Below are 18,145 nucleotides of genomic sequence, written 5' to 3' on the forward strand. Positions count from 1 at the left end.
CGGTGTATCAGAACGGCGCCGGGCACTCGAAGCGCAAGCGCTCCCCGGAAACCGGGTGGGTGAAGCTGAGCATGCTCGCATGCAGACACAGCCGCTCATGGGCAGCGAGGGCTTCAGGATAAGCGTACAGCCGGTCTCCCAGCAGCGGATGACCAATCGACAGCATGTGTACGCGCAACTGGTGCGAGCGCCCGGTAATCGGCGTCAGCTCCACCCGGCAGTGATCGCCACAGCGCTCCAGGATGCGCCAGAAGGTCAGCGCATGCTTGCCCTGCTCGTGGTCGACGACATGGCGCGGCTTGGTCGGCGGATCGTAGCGCAGGGGCAGGTCGATGCTGCCGCTGTCGAGCTCCGGCTGGCCCCAGCACAGGGCGGTGTAGGCCTTCTCGGTTTCACGGTCATGGAACTGCCGGGACAGCTCGCGGTGACTGTCGGCATTGCGGGCCAGCAGGATGATCCCCGAGGTTTCCCAGTCCAGGCGATGGACGATCAGGGCGTCGGGATAGCCGTTTTCCTGCAGGCGGGTGATCAGGCAATCCTTGTTGTCGTCGGCGCGCCCGGGCACAGACAGCAGCAGGGTCGGTTTGTTGATCACCAGGATCGCGTCATCCTCATAGAGGACGTGAACATTGGAAAGCGGCATTGCGTGTTCTCTGCAAACGCCAACGGCGTGTGGGAGCGGGCTTGCCCCGCGATGCGATGTGAATGACCAATCGCTATCGCGGGGCAAGCCCGCTCCCACACGCCGTGGCAGGTTACCCGTAGGTGCCGATCAACGATCGGGCAGGGTGATGTTGAGTTCCAGGATCGAGCAGCTGCCCTGGTTTTCCAGAGCGACCTGCACATCATCGGAGCCGATGTTGACGTACTTGCGGATCACCTCCACCAGTTCCTTCTGCAGGGCTGGCAGGTAGTCCGGAGTACTGCGCTGACCGCGCTCGTGCGCCACGATGATCTGTAGACGCTCTTTCGCGACCGAGGCGGTGCTTACTTTTTTGCTGGCACGAAAGAAGTCAAAAAGGTTCATTGGTTAGTTGCCTCCAAACAGGCGCTCGAAGAATCCCTTCTTCTTCACATCAAGGAACCGATGTTCCACATTTTTGCCCAACAGGCGATCGACGGTGTCGCTGTAGGCCTGACCGGCATCGCTCTGGTCGTCGAGAATCACCGGTACGCCCTGGTTGGATGCCTTGAGCACCGCCTGGGATTCCGGGATCACGCCCAGCAGGGCGACCGAGAGGATTTCCTTGACGTCTTCGACGCCAAGCATTTCGCCCTGGCTCACGCGCTCTGGATGGTAGCGGGTGATCAGCAGGTGTTCTCTGATCGGGTCTTCGTTGCGTTCGGCGCGGCGCGATTTGCTCGCCAGCAGGCCGAGCATGCGGTCCGAGTCACGTACCGAGGAGACTTCCGGGTTGGTCACGACGATGGCCTCGTCGGCGAAGTACATCGCCAGGTGGGCACCTTTCTCGATACCGGCCGGGGAGTCGCAGACCACGTATTCGAAGTCTTCCTTGAGCTGCATCAGGACCTTTTCCACGCCTTCCTGGGTCAGCGCGTCCTTGTCACGGGTCTGGCTGGCGGCCAGCACGTAAAGGTTCTCAAGGCGTTTGTCCTTGATCAGCGCCTGCTGCAGGTTGGCTTCGCCGTTGACCACGTTGACGAAGTCGTACACCACGCGGCGTTCGCAGCCCATGATCAGGTCGAGGTTACGCAGGCCGACGTCGAAGTCGACGATGACAGTCTTGTGACCGCGCAGAGCGAGGCCGGTACCAATAGCGGCGCTGGTGGTGGTCTTACCCACACCACCCTTGCCGGATGTAACCACGAGAATCTTGGCCAAGGTGTTTCACCCCTAATGAAAAAGGACGTTGAGTCCCAAAAATACAAAAAACGGCAACAGCGAAAAAAGTTGCGCAGAAAATGGCGGCAAGTATCCGTTAAAGACGGGTGATGTTCAACACGTCACCAGACAGGCTGATCTGCACGCCGGCGCCCCACAGCGGATCACGGCGCAGGTCTTCGGAGACCTTGTACTGGCCGGCGATCGAGACCATTTCGGCAGTCAGCTGCTGGCAGAAAATGCGTGCCCGGGTATTGCCCTTGATCCCGGCCAGCGCCCGTCCACGCATTGCACCGTACACATGGATGTTGCCATCGGCGAGAAGTTCCGCGCCCGGGCTGACCGATGACACCACCACCAGATCGCCACCCTGGGCGTAGATCTGCTGGCCACCGCGTACCGGCGTGGTGATGATCCTGGTCGGTTTGATCGCCGGTTCCGGCGCGGGAGCCGGGGCCGGTGGCGGTTCTGGCTTTTTCACCTCCGGCTCGGGTTCGACCGGCCGTTCGCGCGCGCCGGACGGTGGCAGCACCGGCAGGTCGATGGCGATGGCCGCGGCGATGTCTTCGATGCGGCTGGCTCGAATGGCCAGGGTGCGCAGGCCGTGATGGCGGCAGACGCGCATCAGCCCGGGCAGATCGATCGGACCTTCAGCCGCCGGCAGCTTGTCCAGGGCCAGCACCAGCGGCGTGTTGCTGAAAAAATTCGGCGCCTGGGCAACTTTGGCCGCCAACTGCCGGTCGAGGCCTTCGAGGTTGTTCCGGGCGAGCTCGAGCACGGTGATGGCGAGCATGCTGCCCTTGAGCTGGAACACGGGGTCTTGGTCTGGCGTTTGGGTTTGGCTCATGGTCTGCATAGGGCGGCTTGTTACGAAAAAGTGCCCAGACTTATAACGAGAACGCCGGTTAGCCGCAACCCGTGCCGAACCGTTGTAGAATGCCCGGCCATTGTCTTAACGGAATCTTTAATGGATCGCCCGCGTTTTCGTCGTTACTTTCTGCACCCGCGCTTCTGGCCGCTGTGGCTGGGCCTGGGGCTGTTGTGGCTGATCGTGCAGCTGCCATACCGGGTTTTGCTGGTGATCGGTCGTGAGCTGGGGGCCTTGATGTACCGGGTGGCCGGTGAGCGCCGGTATATTGCGGCGCGCAACCTGGAGTTATGCTTCCCGGCGCTACCGTCCGTCGAACGCAAGCGCCTGCTCAAGGAAAACTTCGCCTCCACCGGCATCGCCTTCTTCGAAATGGCCATGAGTTGGTGGTGGCCAAAGGCCCGTTTGGCGCGCCTGGCGCACATTGAAGGCCTGGAACACCTGCAAGCCGCTCAGCGTGATGGCCAGGGCGCCATCCTTATGGCATTGCACTTCACCACCCTGGAAATCGGCGCGGCCCTGCTCGGCCAGGAACACACCATCGATGGCATGTACCGTGAGCACGGTAACCCGGTGTTCGACTTCATTCAGCGTCGCGGTCGCGAGCGGCACAACCTCGACTCGCTGGCCGTCGAGCGTGAGGACGTGCGCGGCATGCTCAAGCTGCTGCGTGCCGGGCGTGCGATCTGGTACGCACCGGATCAGGACTACGGCGCCAAGCAGAGCCTGTTTGTGCCGCTGTTCGGCATCCAGGCCGCGACAGTCACCGCCACCACCAAGTTTGCCCGGCTGGGCAAGGCCCGGGTGATTCCCTTCACTCAGCAGCGCCTGGCGGACGGCAGCGGCTACAGGCTGGTGATTCATCCGCCGCTGGAGGATTTCCCGGGCGAGACGGAAGAGGCCGATTGCCTGCGGATCAATCAGTGGATTGAAGTGGCGTTGCGTGAGTGTCCGGAGCAGTATCTGTGGGCGCATCGGCGCTTCAAGTCGCGTCCGCCAGGGGCGCCGAAGCTCTACGAAAAACGGCGTTGAGGTTATCGCGGGGCAGCACAATTCTATGGAAGGGCCAATGTCTAAACCGATCACAGGATTGATCCTTTCCGGTGGTGGTGCCCGCGCCGCCTACCAGGTCGGCGTGCTGGCCGGAATTGCCGACCTGCTGCCACCTGGTGCGGCCAATCCGTTTCCGGTGATCGTCGGCACTTCCGCTGGCGCCATCAACGCCGTGACCCTGGCCAGCGGCGCGATGCACTTTGCCGATTCGATCCGTCGCCTGACCAGCTTCTGGCAGGGCTTTCGCAGCCATCAGGTACTGCGCAGCGACTGGCCGGGGGTGATTCGTCAAGCCAGCCGTTTCGTCGGTCACAGTTTGCTCGGTCTCGGATCGCCGGTACCGGTGGCCTTGCTCGACAGCTCACCGCTGCGCCACCTGCTCAACCAGCACCTGGACATGAGCGGGATCAGCTGTGCGCTCGATCAGCAGCACCTGCATGCGGTGGCGGTGACCGCTTTCGGCTACGAGTCCGGCCAGGCGGTGACCTTCTATCAGGGGCGGGGCGCTATCGACCCCTGGTTGCGCCACCGCCGCATCGGTCTGCCTACCCGTTTGAGTGTCGAGCACTTGCTGGCCAGCTCAGCTATTCCGCTGCTGTTCGCGCCGATCAAGCTGGGCGAGGAGTACTTTGGCGACGGCGCGGTGCGCCAGTCGGCACCGATCAGCCCGGCCCTGCACCTGGGGGCCAGCCGGGTGCTGGTGGTCGGTGTCAGTGGTAACCCTCAGCGTCCGGTCGAGGGCGAACCGCGTGCGCGCATCTTCAGTGGCCAGCCACCGAGCCTGGCGCAGATCGGCGGGCATATGCTCAATAGCACCTTCATTGACAGCCTGGAAGACGACATCGAGTTGCTGCAGCGTCTCAATCATCTCAGTCACCTGATGCCCGAGCATCTGGAGCGTCGACGTCTGGGCCTGGCACCGGTTGAGGTGCTGGTGGTTGCGCCGAGCCAGCCACTGGATGAAATCGCCGCCCGCCATCGCCGTGAGCTACCCGCGGCCTTGCGCCTGTTCCTGCGCGGCCCTGGCGCGACCAAAACCAGCGGCGCCGGGGTGCTCAGCTACCTGCTGTTCGAAGCAGGTTACTGCAGCGAGCTGATCGAACTGGGACGGCGTGATGCCCTGGCCAAGCGTCGGGAGTTGTGCAGCTTCCTCGGCTTGCCCCAGGGGGCTGGCTGAGGCTGGCTACTCGGCGATCTGCAGCTTGCGCGCTTCGGTGTAGACGTAGCGGACCTTTTCGTATTCGAACGGCGAGTTCAGCTGACCGTAGCGGAAACGGGTGGTGTAACGCCTGTCGACCGCCCGCAGCACCACCACCTCCGGATGGTTGCCGCTGACTTCGGCAACGTTGAGGAAGTTGATCTGGTTCTCGGCGACGTAGTCCACCACCAGCCCGCCGGTGTCGCGCAGGTTCGACGGGCCGAGAATCGGCAACATCAGGTACGGGCCTTCCGGCACGCCATAGAAGCCCAGGGTCTGGCCAAAGTCTTCGCCCTGATACGGCAGGCCCATCTTGGTTGCCGGGTCCCACAGGCCGGCGACACCAATGGTGGTGTTGAGCAGCAGGCGCGCGGTGATTTCCATCGAGCGCTTGCCCTTGAGCTGCAGCAGGCTATTGAACAGGTTGGGTACATCGCTCAGGTTGCTGAAGAAATTGCTTACGCCGCTGCGGACAAAACCCGGGGTTACATAGCGGTAGCCATCGACCACCGGCAGGAACACCCATTGGTCAAAGCGGTAGTTGAAGTGGTAAATCCGCCGGTTCATCGACTCCAGGGGGTCATAAACATTCAGCGCTGCGAGCGTCGAACGCTCAAACTCACGCTGGTCCAGTCCCGGATTGAATTTCAATTCCTTGAGTGGCGCGGTGAAGCCATCGGCTTCGGCAACACTGGTACGCGGAGCGGGCTCTTCAGCCTGGGCCAGTCCACTGGCAAGTAGTGCGCTAGCAATCAGTAAGCGTTTAACCACGGAAAAACTCCAGCATGGCGTCGCTGTTGACGCGGTAGTTGAGGTTGCCGCAATGGCCGCCGTGGGGGTAAAGGGTCAAGCGATCGCCAAAGGTACTGCGCAGAAAGCCGATGTCACCGGGGCCGAGGATCACATCGTCGGCGTTGTGCATCACGGCAACCTTCGGGCTTTGTTGCAGGTAATCCTTGAGGGCATACAGGCTGACCTGGTCTATCAGTTGCAGCAGACTGCCACCGTCGGTACGGGCCCGCCACATGGGAATGACCTGCTCGGTCAGGTAGCAATCGAAGTCGCACTGCAGGGCCCGTTTGAAAAACTGCGTGAGGCTGCTGCTTTCGGTGATCGGGTACTTGGGCGGGGTAATCAGGCCGCGGCGGTTGACCAGGTCGGAGGTGAACGCGATGTCGGCGGCCGAGAAGCGGAACGAGGTGCCGATAACCATGGCCATCTGCTCGTTGCTCAGGTGCTGGCGCGACTGCTGGAAGTCATAGAGCAGGGCATCGTTGAGGTCGATGTAGCCTTTTTGCTGGAAGTAGCGGGTCAGCTTGTTCAGGACCAGCTCGTAGAACGTGGTGCTGTTGTTGACACCCTTGACCTCGGTTTGCACCAGTTTGTCGAGGTTGCTGATCGAGGTGTAGAGATTGACCGGCGGGTTGAGCAGCAGCACGCGTTTGAAATTGAAGCTGCGCCGGGTTTCGTCCAGCTGGCTGACGAACGCCGCATGCAGGGCGCCGAGGCTGTAGCCGCTGAGGTAGTACTCGGTGACCGCTAGGCGTGGGTGCTGCGCGCGCACGCCTTGCATGACCCGGTACAGGTCTTCGGCGTCATCACGGCTGACGCCAGGGGTGGCGAAGCGCGAGGCCGAGGTGATGAAGTCGAAACTGGTCGGTGAGGACAGCTGCACAACGTGATAGCCGGCTTTGTAGAACAGCTTTTTTAGGTACTCGTTGACGCTGCTGGAGTAGGGCGCACCGGTACCGGCAATGAGAAAGATCAGCGGCGCCGGATGGTCCTGCCTGGCGATACGGTACTTGAGCTTTTTCACTGCCCAGAAATTGTTGGGAAGCTCGAAGGCGCGCTCCGGGCGTATGTTCAGGCTGTAGTCGGACTGGGTGATCTCATCGTCACTGGGCAACGCCGGGCGCAAGTCTGGCGGCGTCGTGGCGATGGTCGCCTCGAACGGATTGGTCAGCGGGTAGCCGTAACTGGCGGCGTCGATATCTTGCGCCGAAGCGCACGCACTCAGGATGAGGCCGCCCAGGAGGGCGGTGAGGCGTAGTAATCGGAGCATGATGAATCCCCAAAAAAGCTGCAGCAAAGTGCGTTACGCAGGCTAGGACCATCGTGTCCCTGGCAAAGTTGCCTGGCGCTCCGGCATTTATCGTTCCTGATGTTGCCGTTTTCGCGGGTGGAGCGGCAACAATTGGTTCCATTTATCTTTCGTTCAAAATAGCCGAGGCTGGCGCTTTTGCCTTGCATAGACGGCTCGGAGCATTATGCTGGGCGCCGATTTCGAAGATTCCGGAGCGTTGCATGTCCCGCCGTTTACCGCTGATCACCTTGTTGCTGTTCCTGCCTCTGTGGCTGGCGGCCAGTTATGCGGTTCGTTATGTCCTGATGGAAGACGCTCAGTGGGTGGGAGCCTGCGCCGAGCAGGCGCAGGTGTGGCAATGCCAGGCGCGTTCGTTACTGGGTTTGATGATTCACTTCAGGATTATTGCCTGGACCGCGCTGGGCCTGGCATTGCTGGCCCAGCTGGTGCCCGCGCGAGTGGGTTGGCGTCTGGCCGTACTGGCACTGGTGTTCGGGGTTCCGGCGCTGGTGTTGTACAGCGCCAGTATTGCGGTGTTTGCGGTGGTGTTGGCGGGGTTGCGCCTGGTGCGGCGGTCTAGCTGATTGCCGATTGACTCCATCGCTGCTGCGCGCGAACCCTCAGGCTGCGCCACAACGCCCCCACCATCAATACACTGACTCCCGCCCATGCCAGCGCCTGCTGGTTGCTCAAACCCTCACGCAACAGCTGCGGTGCGATGCCGGCGCCGACAATCAAGGCCAGCAAGGCGATCTCGGCCCGCGGCCCGCGTACCGGACGCAGCAGGTAGAGCACCGCCGGCAGCATCAACGCAGCGCTCGGGAAGCTGCGATAACGCGGATCGAACACCAGCGCCAGCATGCTGACCGCTGCGGCAAAGCCCGCCGCCAGCAACCACCAGCCCGCACGCGCCTCAAGCCAGGCAAAGACCCGCTCACGCCAGCCATCACGCTGCGCCAGCGCCAGGGCGCCATGCGCAAGAACGATCAGGTTCAATCCGCCCAGCAGCAGCGCCCAGATCCACTCGCCGGCAAAGCGGCTGTTGATCCGCACCAGCTCACCCCACAGGCCCAGGCTCGCCGCCCCCAGGGCCGCCAGCAGCGGCAACAGCAGGGCTGCGCGGGTGCCACGTACACGACCGGCGAGCAGCAGAGTGGCGGCAAACAGCAAACCACAGGCCAGCAACCATTGTGGCCACAACACCAGGTTGCTGACCGGGCCTTCAAGAATGCCTTTGTCTTCACGGTCGGCGTCGTACAAGCCCCAGTAGCCGCCGACTGCGCCTTCACTGGCTCGCTTCCACGGCTGGTCGAATGCTTCGATCAGGTTGTAGCGCCAGCCATGCTGTTCGGCCATGGCGACAAAACCGCGAACGAAACGCGCTTCATTGACCCGGCTGGGCAGGGCGGTCTCACGCTGACGGCCTTCGCTGGGCCAGCCGGTTTCACCGATGACGATATCCTTGGGCGCAAAGCGCTTGCCGAACACCTGACGGATCTCGCCGACATGCACCAGGGCGTCGTCAATACTTTTGGGATCATCTTCCCAGTAAGGCAGCAGGTGAATGGTCAGGAAATCCACGGTCGGGGCGATTTCCGGGTGCTGCAGCCAGAACTCCCAGACGTCGGCGTAAGTCACCGGCACGCTGACCTGGCTTTTCACCTGGTTGATCAACGCCGCCAGTTGCGGGCCGGTGACTTCTTTGCGCAGCAAGGTTTCGTTGCCGACAATGACCGCCTTGACCACGTCGGGGTTGGCATTGGCCGAGGCGATCAGGGCCTTGACCTCTTTTTGTGTGTCCACCGGGTCGGCGTTGACCCAGGCGCCGAGCATGACTTTCAAACCATGCTTGCGCGCAAGCTGCGGGATCATCTCCAGCCCGGTCATCGAATAAGTCCGGATGCACTCGAAGCGCTGGGCCAGCAGGGCCAGGTCGGCGTCCATGCGCGCCGGGCGCAGCTGGAACGGCTGGTCGAACGGCGACTGGTCCTTGTCGAACGGCGTGTAGGACGCACATTGCAGTTTATGCGAGGCACTGGCCGCATCCGCCAGGACCACCGGCTTGCCCAGCCCGTACCACAGCCCTCCCAGCGCAAACAGGCCGAGCAGGCAGGCGAACAGATAGGGTAATAGCGGGAAGCGGGCAGTCGGGGACATGGATCGGACCGTCGGGGAGCAAAGCCGCCAATAGTACCTGCAAATGACGCGGGCTAAAGCCTTGGCAGGCAAAGTTACCCGGGTTGGATGTTGCTTCATGTAACTGCACAGGTGGCTGGCGATGTGATGTCGCTTGTCGATGCCTGGAGGTCGTTGCCAGAGCAGGTCAGCGGGCATCAGCGGTTGATGATGCAGCTTCCGTGACGTGACGAGGGGAAGCTTTGATGAAAATGCGACGACTCCTGGGGGTGGGCACCGCCCTGGCAATGGCCATCGGCGCTGCGCAAGCGATGGCCAAGGAAGTGAGCATCGGCTACGTCGATGGTTGGTCTGACAGTGTGGCGACCACCAACGTGGCGGCCGAAGTGATCAGGCAGAAGCTCGGCTACGACGTCAAACTGCAGGCCGTGGCCACCGGGATCATGTGGCAGGGGGTGGCGACCGGCAAGCTCGACGCGATGATGTCGGCCTGGTTGCCGGTGACCCACGGGGATTACTGGAGCAAGAACAAGGATAACGTGGTCGACTATGGACCGAACTTCAAGGACGCCAAGATCGGCCTGATCGTCCCTGAGTACGTCAAGGCCAGCTCCCTGGCCGATCTCAAGACCGACGACAGCTTCAAGCACAAGATCGTCGGAATCGACGCCGGCTCCGGGGTCATGCTCAAGACCGACCAGGCCATCAAAGACTACGACCTCAGCGGCTACAAACTCCAGGCCAGCTCCGGTGCGGCCATGACCGCAGAACTGGGCCGCGCCTATGCCAAGCAACAGTCCATTGCCGTGACCGGCTGGGTGCCGCACTGGATGTTCGCCAAGTGGAAGCTCAAGTTCCTTGAAGACCCCAAAGGTGTGTACGGCGCTGCGGAAACCGTCAACAGCATCGGCAGCAAGGAGCTGGCGAGCAAGGCGCCAGAGGTGGCGGACTTTCTGAAGAAGTTCCAGTGGCAGTCCAAGGACGAAATCGGTGAGGTCATGCTGGCCATTCAAGAGGGTGCAAAACCCGAAGCCGCCGCCAAGGACTGGGTGGCCAAACACCCTGAACGCGTCGCCGAGTGGACCGCCAAGTAACAGCCTGAAGCTCTATCTGGCACCTTCCAGGGCCGCCGCACCAGAAACGGTGCTGCGGCCCTTGTCGTTTCTGGCTGTTACCGATGCGGTAAAACAGTTTTGCATCTAAGACTAAGGTCGTCTGGAGTGCGTCCAAAGGCAGCATAAAGTGGAGCGGGTACTACCTAATCTGTGCTGCGAGGACAAAAACAATGAACGACAGCATTTATCTCTCGATACAAAACAGCCCGCGGTTCAAGGAGCTGGTGTCAAAACGCGAACGTTTCGCCTGGATTCTCTCGGCGATCATGCTCGGTCTCTACTCCGCTTTCATCCTGTTGATCGCCTATGGCCCGCATGTATTGGGTGCCAAGCTCAGCCCTGACTCGTCGATCACCTGGGGGATTCCCCTCGGTGTCGGTCTGATCCTTTCGGCTTTCGTGCTGACTGCGATCTATGTGCGTCGCGCCAACGGTGAGTTCGACGAGATGAACAAAGCGATTCTCAAGGAGGCACAGCAATGATCCGGCGACTTCTGGCATCCCTGGCCCTGGGCGTTTTCGCACCTGCCGTGTGGGCCGCCGACGCCCTCACCGGCGAGGTGCATAAACAACCATTGAACGTCTCGGCGATCCTCATGTTCGTCGCCTTCGTCGGTGCCACCCTGTGCATCACCTACTGGGCGTCCAAACGTAACAACTCCGCCTCCGACTACTATGCCGCCGGCGGGCGTATCACCGGTTTCCAGAACGGTCTGGCGATCGCTGGTGACTACATGTCGGCAGCTTCCTTCCTGGGTATTTCCGCCCTGGTGTTCACCTCTGGCTACGATGGCCTGATCTACTCGATCGGCTTTCTGGTCGGCTGGCCGATCATTCTCTTCCTGATCGCCGAACGCCTGCGCAACCTGGGTAAATACACCTTTGCCGACGTGGCCTCGTACCGCCTCGGGCAGAAAGAAATCCGCACCCTGTCGGCCTCCGGCTCGCTGGTGGTGGTGGCGTTCTACCTGATCGCGCAAATGGTCGGTGCCGGCAAGCTGATCCAGCTGCTGTTCGGCCTGGACTACCACGTCGCGGTGATCCTGGTGGGTATCCTGATGTGCATGTACGTGCTGTTCGGCGGCATGCTGGCGACCACCTGGGTACAGATCATCAAGGCCGTGCTGCTGCTGTCCGGTGCCAGCTTCATGGCGCTGATGGTGATGAAGCACGTCAACTTCGACTTCAACGCACTGTTCTCCCAAGCCATCGATGTTCACCCTAAAGCTGAAGCGATCATGCGCCCGGGCGGTCTGGTCAAAGATCCGATTTCCGCCTTCTCTCTGGGCCTGGCGCTGATGTTCGGTACCGCTGGCCTGCCGCACATCCTGATGCGCTTCTTCACCGTCAGCGATGCCAAAGAAGCCCGCAAGAGCGTGCTGTATGCCACCGGTTTCATCGGCTACTTCTACATCCTGACCTTCATCATCGGCTTCGGTGCGATCCTGCTGGTCAGCACCAACCCCGACTTCAAGGATGCTGCTGGCGCCCTGATCGGTGGCAACAACATGGCTGCGGTGCACCTGGCTAACGCCGTCGGTGGCAGCGTGTTCCTCGGCTTCATCTCGGCGGTAGCCTTCGCGACCATCCTGGCGGTAGTGGCAGGTCTGACCCTGGCCGGTGCTTCGGCGGTGTCCCACGACCTGTATGCCAGCGTGATCAAGAAAGGCAAGGCCAACGAGAAGGATGAAATCCGCGTCTCGAAAATCACCACCATCGCCCTGGCGGTACTGGCGATCGGTCTGGGTATTCTGTTCGAAAGCCAGAACATCGCCTTCATGGTCGGCCTGGCGTTCTCGATTGCCGCCAGTTGCAACTTCCCGGTACTGCTGCTCTCGATGTACTGGAAAAAGCTGACCACCCGTGGCGCCATGATTGGCGGCTGGATGGGCCTGGTCAGTGCCGTGGCGCTGATGGTTCTCGGCCCGACCATCTGGGTACAGATCCTCGGTCACGAGAAAGCGATCTACCCGTACGAGTACCCGGCGCTGTTCTCGATGCTCATTGCCTTCGTAGGGATCTGGTTCTTCTCGATCACTGACAAGTCCAAGGCGGCTGACAAAGAACGTGCGCTGTTCTTCCCGCAGTTCGTTCGCTCGCAGACTGGCCTGGGTGCCAGCGGTGCAGTCTCGCACTAAAGCGAAAGGCAGCCTCTGGCTGCCTTTCTAGCGGCAAGCTTAAAGCTACAAGCCGCAAGTTGGAGCAGTGCGCGTACTGCTTTGGCTTGCGGCTTGCGGCTTGTAGCTTTTTGCTTGTAGCTATGCTCAGTGTTTGCCCGGGCCATTCAGGATCCTGATAGCGCGTGGGTACGGTGCCTGCCTTCGCTACACTGGCGATAACTTTCCAGAACCGTACAAGGCATCCGTCTATGCAAAACCGCATGATGATTACTGGCGCAGGCTCCGGGCTCGGCCGTGAGATCGCGCTGCGCTGGGCCCGCGAGGGCTGGCGTCTGGCCCTGGCCGATGTCAACGAGGCCGGCCTGCATGACACCCTGGCCCTGGTGCGCGAGGCGGGTGGCGAAGGCTTCGTGCAGCGTTGCGACGTGCGCGACTACAGCCAGCTGACGGCCTTGGCCCAGGCTTGCGAGGAGAAGTTTGGCGGCATCGATGTAATCGTCAACAATGCCGGTGTGGCCTCTGGCGGCTTCTTTGGCGAATTGTCGCTGGAAGACTGGGAGTGGCAGCTGTCGATCAACCTGATGGGCGTGGTCAAGGGTTGCAAGGCGTTCTTGCCGATGCTTGAACGCAGCAAAGGTCGGATCATCAACATCGCTTCGATGGCGGCCTTGATGCAGGGGCCGGCGATGAGCAATTACAACGTTGCCAAGGCGGGCGTCCTGGCCCTTTCGGAAAGCCTGTTGGTCGAATTGCGCCAACAGCAAGTGGCGGTGCATGTGGTGTGCCCGTCGTTCTTCCAGACCAATCTGCTGGACTCGTTCCGTGGCCCGACCCCGGCGATGAAAGCCCAGGTCGGCAAGCTTCTGGAAAGCTCGCCGATCAGTGCTGCCGATATTGCCGGCTATATCTACCAACAGGTCGCAGACGGTCAGTTCCTGATCCTGCCTCATGAGCAGGGACGTGAGGCCTGGCAGCTCAAGCAACGCAACCCGCAGCTGATCTACGACGAGATGGCCAGCATGGCTGAGAAAATGCGTGCCAAGGCTAAACCGGGGCAGGGTTAAGCGGCTTTGCAGATCCGCTATCCTAGGCCCCTTTCAACCGGAGCGGGCTCCCTGGCGTGATCAATTACTTGTGGTTTTTTCTTGCGGCGGTCTTCGAGATCGCCGGTTGCTATGCCTTTTACATGTGGCTACGGCTAGGCAAGAGCGGCTGGTGGATTGCCCCGGCACTGCTCAGCTTGACCCTGTTCGCGCTGATCCTGACCCGCGTCGAGGCCGCTTACGCCGGGCGCGCCTATGCCGCCTATGGCGGCATCTACATCGTTACCTCGTTACTGTGGCTGGCACTGATCGAGCGGGCGCGGCCGCTGGGCAGCGACTGGATCGGTGCGCTGCTGTGCGTGCTGGGGGCCAGCATCATCGTGTTGGGGCCGCGCCTGCAAAGTGCTTGAACCGATGAAAGCAACGAAAATCTGTAGGTAAATTCGTCAGCTGAAGTGGGATTGGTCTATTTGATTGGCGGAGCATTGCTGTGCTCCGACACCCCGTGCAGTCTCCGAATTCTCAGCGTTGTGGAGGATCGGAGCATGTTGGTAATAGGCCGCGAAGTAGGCGAAGTCATCGCCATTGACGAGCACATCAAGGTCAAGGTGCTCTCGGTGGAGGGTAAAATCGTGCGCTTTGGTATCAGCGCACCCCGCGAAATCGAAGTGCACCGGGTAGAAGTCTATCGGCGCATTGCCGAACAGGCGACCAAGGATGACAGCTGATCAGTCGAACAGTTCTTTGGGCACGTCGTGCTTGGCCAGCAGCTGGCATTGCTGGCTTTCGAGGTCGAAGAGGATGAACGCCTGCTTCTTCGCCAAGGCCTGGCGTACACGCAGCACACGAGTCTCCAGCGGGGTGTCATCGCCGTTGTCGGTGCCGTCGCGGGTGACGAAATCCTCGATCAGGCGGGTGAGGGTTTCGGCTTCCAGTTGGTCGTAGGGGATCAGCATGTACAGGACAGGTTTGGTGAAGTGTGCACCTATGTTACGCGAAACCTGTCCTGGCCGAGCGGGATAGTTCGGGTTCGGCTGCAAGCGGTTCAGCTTCGCCCTTTCTTGCCCCTTATCAGCTCGCGCAGCATGAAGCGATTCGGGTGGCAGGCTTCAGCGACACTGCGCGGTACCGGCAGCGGAGCGTTGTCGACCCAGGCGGCGATCAACTCGCCCGACAAGGGCGCGGTGATCAGCCCGCGCGAGCCATGCCCGCTATTGATATACAGGCCTTCAAGCCAGGGGCAGGGCGTATCGGGAACCTGGCGGGCGTCCTTGGCCAGCACCGCGTAGTGCTGATTGAATGCCTGCTGATCGGCCAGTGGGCCGACAATGGGCAAGTAGTCGGGGCTGGTGCAGCGAAAGGCTGCCCGGCCCTCGAGGGTGTGCGGGTCGATCTGGCGGGTGCCGAGGCGTTCGGCCAGGTCGCTGGAGATTTCCTCCAGCAGGCGCAGGTTGCCGATGTGCTCACCGGCGGTAGGGGTCAGATCGATACTGTGAAAGTCGAAACTGGCGCCCAAGGTGTGTTCACCGCCACGCGAGGGCGCGACGTAGCCGTCGGCGCAGACCACCGTATTGAGCCTCTGGCTTTGCGCAGTAGCGGGTAGACGGGTGATCTGCCCGCGTATGCGCTTGAGCGGCAGGTTCGCGCAGGGCTCGAAACGCTGGATCTCGGCAGCGGTGGCGAGCACCACCAGCGGCGCGCTGGCGAGGAATTTCTCGCTTTCCCACGCCTGCCAACGACCATCGACCTTACGCAGCTGCAGCACCTGATGGTGCGTCAGCAAGGTGATGTTCGGGTGCTGCAGCTGTGCCTGGCACAACGCGGGCGGATGCACCCAGCCGGCTTCCGGGTAGTACAGGCCGCCGCTGGCCAGCGCCACGCCGGCCAGCGCTTGCGCCTGTTCGCGGTCCAGGGGCGTCAGCAACTGCGGGTTGAAGGCATTGGCCAGCAGTGCCTGGCGTTGCTCTTCCTTGGCATCGAAGGCCAGCTGCAAGACACCACAACCATCCCAGTCACGGCCACGTTGCAGGCTTTCGAGCAGGCGCCGGGTGTAGCCGAAACCGCTGAGGATCAGACGCGACAAGGCCGTGCCATGGGCTGAAAGCTTGAGATAGAGCACCCCTTGCGGGTTGCCCGAGGCTTCGGCTGCCGGCGTCGCATGGCGTTCCAGCACGCTGACCTGCCAACCGCGGGCGGCAAGACTTGCGGCGCTGGCGCAACCGGCGAGGCCAGCACCGATCACCAGGGCCTGGCGCGGGCCGGGCAGGGCGGCGGGGCGGGCGAACCAGGGCGCGGTCGGAGTCGGCGCATCAAGTGCTTCAGGCGTGCCACGAAAGACGCCGCGCAATACTTCCCACTTCTTGCCGATCCCGGGGATGCGCTTCATCTCGAAGCCCACGGCGATCAGGCCGCGGCGCACCCAGCCGGTGCTGGTGAACGTGCCCAGGGTGGCATTGGCGGCAGACAGGCGGCCGATCTGAGTGAACAGTTCCGGGGTCCACATTTGCGGATTCTTCGCCGGGGCGAAGCCGTCGAGGAACCAGGCGTCGATGTGCGCGTCGAGTTGCGGTAATTGCTCAAGGACATCGCCGATCATCAGGGTCAGGCGTACCCGGCCCTGATCGAAGACAAAGCTCTGGAAGCCTTCGTGTACCGCCACATACTGCGCCAACAGTTGGGTGCTGAAGGGCGCCAGTTCCGGCCACAGGGCCAGGGCGCGGCTCAGGTCGGCGTGGCTGAGCGGGTACTTTTCGACACTGACGAAATGCAGGCAGGCTTGAGGATCGGCGCACTCGCTGAACAGCTGCCAGGCACAGAAGAAGTTCAACCCAGTGCCAAAGCCGGTTTCGCCGATCACCAGGCACTGATCGGGCGGCATCGCGCTGAAACGCTGGCGCAGGTCATTCTGGTCGATGAACACATGACGGGTTTCTTCCAGGCTCTGGTCCTTGGAGAAATAGATGTCATCGAACTGGCGTGAGTGGGGGCGGCCCTGGTCGTCCCAGTCGATCTGGGCGTAGTGGGTAACTTCGGTCATGGTCGGCTCAGGCATGTCTAGAGCGGCATTTTAGCTCACCCGGACAAAGTCTACCCGGATCCGCTAGTCTTGCTTATCCATGTAGGGAGCCTGGTATGTTCGAATCCGCTGAAATTGGTCACGCCATCGACAAAGAAACCTTTGACGCTGAAGTTCCTGCGTTACGTGAGGCCTTGCTCGAGGCGCAGTTCGAGCTCAAGCAGCAGGCGCGTTTTCCGGTGATTGTGCTGATCAATGGCATTGAAGGCGCCGGCAAGGGCGAGACGGTAAAGCTGCTCAACGAGTGGATGGATCCGCGCTTGATCGAAGTACGCACCTTCGACCAGCAGACCGATGAGGAGCTTGCCCGGCCACCGGCCTGGCGTTATTGGCGTGCGCTGCCGGCCAAGGGGCGAATGGGCGTGTTTTTCGGTAACTGGTACAGCCAGATGCTTCAGGGCCGGGTTCATGGCCAGTTCAAGGATGCCGTACTCGACCAGGCCATTCGCGGTGCCGAGCGCCTGGAAGAAATGCTCTGTGATGAAGGCGCGCTGATCTTCAAGTTCTGGTTCCATCTGTCCAAGAAGCAGATGAAGGCCCGGCTCAAGGCACTCAAGGACGATCCCTTGCACAGCTGGCGCATCAGCCCGCTGGACTGGCAGCAGTCGGAAACCTACGACCGCTTTGTACGCTTCGGCGAACGGGTATTGCGCCAGACCAGTCGAGACTACGCACCCTGGCATGTGATCGAAGGGGTGGATCCGCATTACCGCAGCCTGGCGGTCGGGCGCATCCTGCTTGATGGGCTGCAGGCGGCGCTCAAGGTCCAGCATGCACCGATACACCAGGCCAATATCGCGCCACTGGGCCAGAGTATTGATCAGCGTAGCTTGTTGGGCAGCCTGGACATGACGTTGTGCCTGGACAAGGACGACTACGAGGAACAGTTGATCACTGAGCAAGCACGCCTGGCCGGTTTGCTGCGTGACAAACGCATGCGTCGCCATGCCCTGGTGGCGGTGTTCGAAGGCAATGACGCGGCGGGCAAGGGCGGTGCCATCCGCCGCGTGGCCGCAGCACTGGACCCGCGTCAGTACCGTATCGTGCCGGTTGCCGCCCCCACTGAAGAGGAGCGCGCGCAACCGTACCTGTGGCGGTTCTGGCGGCATGTTCCAGCGCGCGGCAAGTTCACCGTGTTCGACCGCTCCTGGTATGGCCGGGTGCTGGTTGAGCGGGTCGAGGGCTTCTGCAGTCAGGCTGACTGGATGCGTGCCTACGGTGAGATCAACGACTTCGAAGAACAGCTGAGCAACGCCGGGGTGGTGCTGGTCAAGTTCTGGTTGTCGATCGATGAGCAAACCCAGCTCGAGCGCTTCCAGGAGCGTGAGCAGATCCCGTTCAAGCGTTTCAAAATCACTGAAGAAGACTGGCGCAATCGCGAAAAATGGGGGCAGTACGCCGAAGCGGTGGGTGACATGGTTGACCGTACCAGTACCGAGATCGCGCCCTGGACGCTGGTTGAGGCCAACGACAAGCGTTGGGCCCGGGTCAAGGTGCTGCGGACCATCAATGATGCGCTGGAGGCGGCGTTCAAGAAGGACAAGAAATAAGAGTTTTCGCGGAATTCCGGGGGGTATAATCCTTGGGGCTGGGCTGGGCTTCGGACGGGAG

General features: G+C 61.5%; 19 protein-coding genes. 10 read left to right on the plus strand and 9 right to left on the minus strand.

Features of this window, described 5'->3' with window-relative positions; all coding sequences use genetic code 11:
* Positions 1-7 precede the first annotated feature (7 nt).
* The 4 genes from C6382_RS19460 to minC all read right to left on the minus strand — a co-directional run bounded on the left by C6382_RS19460 (position 8) and on the right by minC (position 2,699).
* Positions 8-643: an RluA family pseudouridine synthase gene (locus C6382_RS19460; RefSeq protein ID WP_107025976.1), complete on the minus strand. Its 636-nt coding sequence runs from the start codon at positions 641-643 to the stop codon at positions 8-10.
* A gap of 129 nt (positions 644-772) precedes the next feature.
* Complete coding sequence (minE, locus tag C6382_RS19465; protein WP_010224188.1) at positions 773-1,027, minus strand: cell division topological specificity factor MinE; 255 nt, start codon at positions 1,025-1,027, stop codon at positions 773-775.
* 3 nt (positions 1,028-1,030) lie between these two features.
* Entirely contained in the window at positions 1,031-1,843 is an 813-nt protein-coding gene (gene minD, locus C6382_RS19470) for a septum site-determining protein MinD (protein WP_107025977.1), read from the minus strand.
* 97 nt (positions 1,844-1,940) lie between these two features.
* The gene (gene minC, locus C6382_RS19475; protein ID WP_371919639.1) at positions 1,941-2,699 is read right to left on the minus strand and encodes a septum site-determining protein MinC; all 759 of its coding nucleotides are present in this window, start codon (positions 2,697-2,699) and stop codon (positions 1,941-1,943) included.
* Between the two features lie 111 nt (positions 2,700-2,810).
* Between minC and C6382_RS19480 the strand changes: the two genes are divergently transcribed.
* Together C6382_RS19480 and C6382_RS19485 are read left to right on the plus strand one after the other, a co-directional pair.
* Positions 2,811-3,743, plus strand: coding sequence for a lipid A biosynthesis lauroyl acyltransferase (locus tag C6382_RS19480; protein WP_107025978.1), 933 nt, complete (start codon positions 2,811-2,813; stop codon positions 3,741-3,743).
* Positions 3,744-3,780: 37 nt separating this feature from the next.
* The gene (locus tag C6382_RS19485) at positions 3,781-4,941 is read left to right on the plus strand and encodes a patatin-like phospholipase family protein (RefSeq protein WP_107025979.1); all 1,161 of its coding nucleotides are present in this window, start codon (positions 3,781-3,783) and stop codon (positions 4,939-4,941) included.
* Positions 4,942-4,947: 6 nt separating this feature from the next.
* Here C6382_RS19485 and C6382_RS19490 read toward each other — a convergent pair whose 3' ends face one another.
* A complete protein-coding gene (locus tag C6382_RS19490) occupies positions 4,948-5,733 on the minus strand; it encodes a VacJ family lipoprotein (RefSeq protein WP_107025980.1) in 786 nt (261 codons plus the stop codon).
* Positions 5,726-7,024: a serine/threonine protein kinase gene (locus tag C6382_RS19495; RefSeq protein WP_107025981.1), complete on the minus strand. Its 1,299-nt coding sequence runs from the start codon at positions 7,022-7,024 to the stop codon at positions 5,726-5,728. The genes C6382_RS19490 and C6382_RS19495 overlap by 8 nt, the downstream gene beginning before the upstream one ends.
* Positions 7,025-7,266: 242 nt before the next feature.
* Here C6382_RS19495 and C6382_RS19500 point away from each other — a divergent pair, with 242 nt between their 5' ends.
* Positions 7,267-7,629 carry a hypothetical protein gene (locus tag C6382_RS19500; RefSeq protein WP_107025982.1) on the plus strand — a complete coding sequence of 121 codons (363 nt, stop codon included), beginning with the start codon at positions 7,267-7,269 and terminating at the stop codon, positions 7,627-7,629.
* Here C6382_RS19500 and C6382_RS19505 read toward each other — a convergent pair.
* Positions 7,622-9,202 carry a beta (1-6) glucans synthase gene (locus C6382_RS19505; RefSeq protein WP_107025983.1) on the minus strand — a complete coding sequence of 527 codons (1,581 nt, stop codon included), beginning with the start codon at positions 9,200-9,202 and terminating at the stop codon, positions 7,622-7,624. The two genes, C6382_RS19500 and C6382_RS19505, sit on opposite strands and share 8 nt — an antisense overlap.
* Positions 9,203-9,426: 224 nt before the next feature.
* Between C6382_RS19505 and C6382_RS19510 the strand changes: the two genes are divergently transcribed.
* The 6 genes from C6382_RS19510 to csrA all read left to right on the plus strand — a co-directional run bounded on the left by C6382_RS19510 (position 9,427) and on the right by csrA (position 14,186).
* Complete coding sequence (locus tag C6382_RS19510) at positions 9,427-10,275, plus strand: glycine betaine ABC transporter substrate-binding protein (RefSeq protein WP_107025984.1); 849 nt, start codon at positions 9,427-9,429, stop codon at positions 10,273-10,275.
* A 191-nt stretch (positions 10,276-10,466) separates the two neighbouring features.
* A complete protein-coding gene (locus C6382_RS19515) occupies positions 10,467-10,778 on the plus strand; it encodes a DUF485 domain-containing protein (protein WP_107025985.1) in 312 nt (103 codons plus the stop codon).
* Positions 10,775-12,433 carry a cation acetate symporter gene (locus C6382_RS19520; RefSeq protein WP_107025986.1) on the plus strand — a complete coding sequence of 553 codons (1,659 nt, stop codon included), beginning with the start codon at positions 10,775-10,777 and terminating at the stop codon, positions 12,431-12,433. The genes C6382_RS19515 and C6382_RS19520 overlap by 4 nt, the downstream gene beginning before the upstream one ends.
* A 230-nt stretch (positions 12,434-12,663) precedes the next feature.
* Positions 12,664-13,479, plus strand: coding sequence for an SDR family oxidoreductase (locus C6382_RS19525; RefSeq protein ID WP_107025987.1), 816 nt, complete (start codon positions 12,664-12,666; stop codon positions 13,477-13,479).
* 56 nt (positions 13,480-13,535) lie between these two features.
* The gene (locus tag C6382_RS19530; RefSeq protein WP_107025988.1) at positions 13,536-13,868 is read left to right on the plus strand and encodes a YnfA family protein; all 333 of its coding nucleotides are present in this window, start codon (positions 13,536-13,538) and stop codon (positions 13,866-13,868) included.
* Between the two features lie 135 nt (positions 13,869-14,003).
* Complete coding sequence (gene csrA / locus C6382_RS19535) at positions 14,004-14,186, plus strand: carbon storage regulator CsrA (RefSeq protein WP_107025989.1); 183 nt, start codon at positions 14,004-14,006, stop codon at positions 14,184-14,186.
* Here csrA and C6382_RS19540 read toward each other — a convergent pair whose 3' ends face one another.
* Together C6382_RS19540 and mnmC are read right to left on the minus strand one after the other, a co-directional pair.
* Complete coding sequence (locus tag C6382_RS19540) at positions 14,187-14,414, minus strand: YheU family protein (RefSeq protein WP_107025990.1); 228 nt, start codon at positions 14,412-14,414, stop codon at positions 14,187-14,189. It abuts the gene before it with no gap.
* An 89-nt stretch (positions 14,415-14,503) separates the two neighbouring features.
* Positions 14,504-16,495: a bifunctional tRNA (5-methylaminomethyl-2-thiouridine)(34)-methyltransferase MnmD/FAD-dependent 5-carboxymethylaminomethyl-2-thiouridine(34) oxidoreductase MnmC gene (mnmC, locus tag C6382_RS19545; protein ID WP_107025991.1), complete on the minus strand. Its 1,992-nt coding sequence runs from the start codon at positions 16,493-16,495 to the stop codon at positions 14,504-14,506.
* Positions 16,496-16,590: 95 nt separating this feature from the next.
* On the opposite strand from mnmC, the gene pap reads away from it, so the two are divergent.
* Positions 16,591-18,084, plus strand: a complete 1,494-nt coding sequence (gene pap, locus C6382_RS19550) for a polyphosphate:AMP phosphotransferase (protein WP_107025992.1) — start codon at positions 16,591-16,593, stop codon at positions 18,082-18,084.
* The last annotated feature ends 61 nt before the right edge of the window (positions 18,085-18,145 follow it).

The organism is Pseudomonas sp. BBP2017 (assembly GCF_003024385.1).
Lineage (GTDB): Bacteria > Pseudomonadota > Gammaproteobacteria > Pseudomonadales > Pseudomonadaceae > Aquipseudomonas.

What these genes read in the sequence shown, in the direction of transcription:
- C6382_RS19460 (WP_107025976.1), bottom strand. Translation starts at nt 643, where the DNA reads ATGCCGCTTTCCAATGTTCACGTCCTCTATGAGGATGACGCGATCCTG.
- minE (WP_010224188.1), bottom strand. Translation starts at nt 1,027, where the DNA reads ATGAACCTTTTTGACTTCTTTCGTGCCAGCAAAAAAGTAAGCACCGCC.
- minC (WP_371919639.1), bottom strand. Translation starts at nt 2,699, where the DNA reads ATGCAGACCATGAGCCAAACCCAAACGCCAGACCAAGACCCCGTGTTC.
- C6382_RS19480 (WP_107025978.1), top strand. Translation starts at nt 2,811, where the DNA reads ATGGATCGCCCGCGTTTTCGTCGTTACTTTCTGCACCCGCGCTTCTGG.
- C6382_RS19485 (WP_107025979.1), top strand. Translation starts at nt 3,781, where the DNA reads ATGTCTAAACCGATCACAGGATTGATCCTTTCCGGTGGTGGTGCCCGC.
- C6382_RS19495 (WP_107025981.1), bottom strand. Translation starts at nt 7,024, where the DNA reads ATGCTCCGATTACTACGCCTCACCGCCCTCCTGGGCGGCCTCATCCTG.
- C6382_RS19500 (WP_107025982.1), top strand. Translation starts at nt 7,267, where the DNA reads ATGTCCCGCCGTTTACCGCTGATCACCTTGTTGCTGTTCCTGCCTCTG.
- C6382_RS19505 (WP_107025983.1), bottom strand. Translation starts at nt 9,202, where the DNA reads ATGTCCCCGACTGCCCGCTTCCCGCTATTACCCTATCTGTTCGCCTGC.
- C6382_RS19510 (WP_107025984.1), top strand. Translation starts at nt 9,427, where the DNA reads ATGAAAATGCGACGACTCCTGGGGGTGGGCACCGCCCTGGCAATGGCC.
- C6382_RS19515 (WP_107025985.1), top strand. Translation starts at nt 10,467, where the DNA reads ATGAACGACAGCATTTATCTCTCGATACAAAACAGCCCGCGGTTCAAG.
- C6382_RS19520 (WP_107025986.1), top strand. Translation starts at nt 10,775, where the DNA reads ATGATCCGGCGACTTCTGGCATCCCTGGCCCTGGGCGTTTTCGCACCT.
- C6382_RS19525 (WP_107025987.1), top strand. Translation starts at nt 12,664, where the DNA reads ATGCAAAACCGCATGATGATTACTGGCGCAGGCTCCGGGCTCGGCCGT.
- csrA (WP_107025989.1), top strand. Translation starts at nt 14,004, where the DNA reads ATGTTGGTAATAGGCCGCGAAGTAGGCGAAGTCATCGCCATTGACGAG.
- C6382_RS19540 (WP_107025990.1), bottom strand. Translation starts at nt 14,414, where the DNA reads ATGCTGATCCCCTACGACCAACTGGAAGCCGAAACCCTCACCCGCCTG.
- mnmC (WP_107025991.1), bottom strand. Translation starts at nt 16,495, where the DNA reads ATGACCGAAGTTACCCACTACGCCCAGATCGACTGGGACGACCAGGGC.
- pap (WP_107025992.1), top strand. Translation starts at nt 16,591, where the DNA reads ATGTTCGAATCCGCTGAAATTGGTCACGCCATCGACAAAGAAACCTTT.